Origin of the sequence: Streptomyces sp. NPDC001599 (assembly GCF_042893535.1) — a bacterium.
Lineage (GTDB): Bacteria > Actinomycetota > Actinomycetes > Streptomycetales > Streptomycetaceae > Streptomyces.
The window spans coordinates 1-2,495 of the sequence record NZ_JBIAVA010000037.1; the positions used below are offsets into that span (position 1 = coordinate 1).

A 2,495-nucleotide genomic window follows, 5' to 3' on the forward strand; every position below is an offset into this window, starting at 1 on the left:
CTCGTGACTGCGTGCCTTTTGAAGAATGAGCCTGCGAGTTTGCGGTGTGTTGCGAGGTTAACCCGGGTGGGGAAGCCGTAGCGAAAGCGAGTCCGAACAGGGCGATTTTAGTAGCACGCTCAAGACCCGAAGCGGAGTGATCTAGCCATGGGCAGGTTGAAGCGGCTGTAAGAGGTCGTGGAGGACCGAACCCACCAGGGTTGAAAACCTGGGGGATGACCTGTGGTTAGGGGTGAAAGGCCAATCAAACTCCGTGATAGCTGGTTCTCCCCGAAATGCATTTAGGTGCAGCGTCGTGTGTTTCTTGCCGGAGGTAGAGCACTGGATAGGCGATGGGCCCTACCGGGTTACTGACCTTAGCCAAACTCCGAATGCCGGTAAGTGAGAGCGCGGCAGTGAGACTGTGGGGGATAAGCTCCATGGTCGAGAGGGAAACAGCCCAGAGCATCGACTAAGGCCCCTAAGCGTACGCTAAGTGGGAAAGGATGTGGAGTCGCACAGACAACCAGGAGGTTGGCTTAGAAGCAGCCACCCTTGAAAGAGTGCGTAATAGCTCACTGGTCTAGTGATTCCGCGCCGACAATGTAGCGGGGCTCAAGCGTACCGCCGAAGTCGTGTCATTCATACAACAGCCCCAACGGGTGTATGGATGGGTAGGGGAGCGTCGTGTGCCGGGTGAAGCAGCCGCGGAAGCGAGTTGTGGACGGTTCACGAGTGAGAATGCAGGCATGAGTAGCGATACAAACGTGAGAAACGTTTGCGCCGATTGACTAAGGGTTCCTGGGTCAAGCTGATCTGCCCAGGGTAAGTCGGGACCTAAGGCGAGGCCGACAGGCGTAGTCGATGGATAACCGGTTGATATTCCGGTACCCGCTGTGAAGCGTCAAACATCGAACCAGGCGATGCTAAGTCCGTGAAGCCGCCCTGATCTCTTCGGAGTTGAGGGGAGTGGTGGAGCCGACGGACCAGACTTGCAGTAGGTGAGTGATGGGGTGACGCAGGAAGGTAGTCCATCCCGGGCGGTGGTTGTCCCGGGGTAAGGGTGTAGGCCGTGCGGTAGGTAAATCCGTCGCACATGAGGCTGAGACCTGATGCCGAGCCGATTGTGGTGAAGTGGATGATCCTATGCTGTCGAGAAAAGCCTCTAGCGAGTTTCATGGCGGCCCGTACCCTAAACCGACTCAGGTGGTCAGGTAGAGAATACCGAGGCGTTCGGGTGAACTATGGTTAAGGAACTCGGCAAAATGCCCCCGTAACTTCGGGAGAAGGGGGGCCACACTCGGTGACCGGATTTACTCCGTGAGCTGGGGGTGGCCGCAGAGACCAGCGAGAAGCGACTGTTTACTAAAAACACAGGTCCGTGCGAAGCCGTAAGGCGATGTATACGGACTGACGCCTGCCCGGTGCTGGAACGTTAAGGGGACCGGTTAGTCACATTTCGGTGTGGCGAAGCTGAGAACTTAAGCGCCAGTAAACGGCGGTGGTAACTATAACCATCCTAAGGTAGCGAAATTCCTTGTCGGGTAAGTTCCGACCTGCACGAATGGCGTAACGACTTCTCGACTGTCTCAACCATAGGCCCGGTGAAATTGCACTACGAGTAAAGATGCTCGTTTCGCGCAGCAGGACGGAAAGACCCCGGGACCTTTACTACAGTTTGATATTGGTGTTCGGTTCGGCTTGTGTAGGATAGCTGGGAGACTTTGAAGCTCGCACGCCAGTGTGGGTGGAGTCGTCGTTGAAATACCAGTCTGGTCGTGCTGGATGTCTAACCTGGGTCCGTGATCCGGATCAGGGACAGTGTCTGATGGGTAGTTTAACTGGGGCGGTTGCCTCCTAAAGAGTAACGGAGGCGCCCAAAGGTTCCCTCAGCCTGGTTGGCAATCAGGTGTTGAGTGTAAGTGCACAAGGGAGCTTGACTGTGAGACCGACGGGTCGAGCAGGGACGAAAGTCGGGACTAGTGATCCGGCGGTGGCTTGTGGAAGCGCCGTCGCTCAACGGATAAAAGGTACCCCGGGGATAACAGGCTGATCTTCCCCAAGAGTCCATATCGACGGGATGGTTTGGCACCTCGATGTCGGCTCGTCGCATCCTGGGGCTGGAGTCGGTCCCAAGGGTTGGGCTGTTCGCCCATTAAAGCGGTACGCGAGCTGGGTTTAGAACGTCGTGAGACAGTTCGGTCCCTATCCGCTGTGCGCGTAGGAGTCTTGAGAAGGGCTGTCCCTAGTACGAGAGGACCGGGACGGACGAACCTCTGGTGTGCCAGTTGTTCTGCCAAGGGCATGGCTGGTTGGCTACGTTCGGGAGGGATAACCGCTGAAAGCATCTAAGCGGGAAGCCTGCTTCGAGATGAGGACTCCCACCCCCTTGAGGGGTTAAGGCTCCCAGTAGACGACTGGGTTGATAGGCCGGATCTGGAAGCACCGTGAGGTGTGGAGGTGACCGGTACTAATAGGCCGAGGGCTTGTCCTCAGTTGCTCGCGTCCACTGTGTT

General features: G+C 56.8%; 1 rRNA gene. It reads left to right on the top strand.

The annotated features are described in order from the left end of the window. Positions 1 to 2,473: ribosomal RNA gene (locus tag ACFYZ3_RS38425) — 23S ribosomal RNA — on the top strand; the annotation flags it as partial. Positions 2,474 to 2,495: the final 22 nt, after the last annotated feature.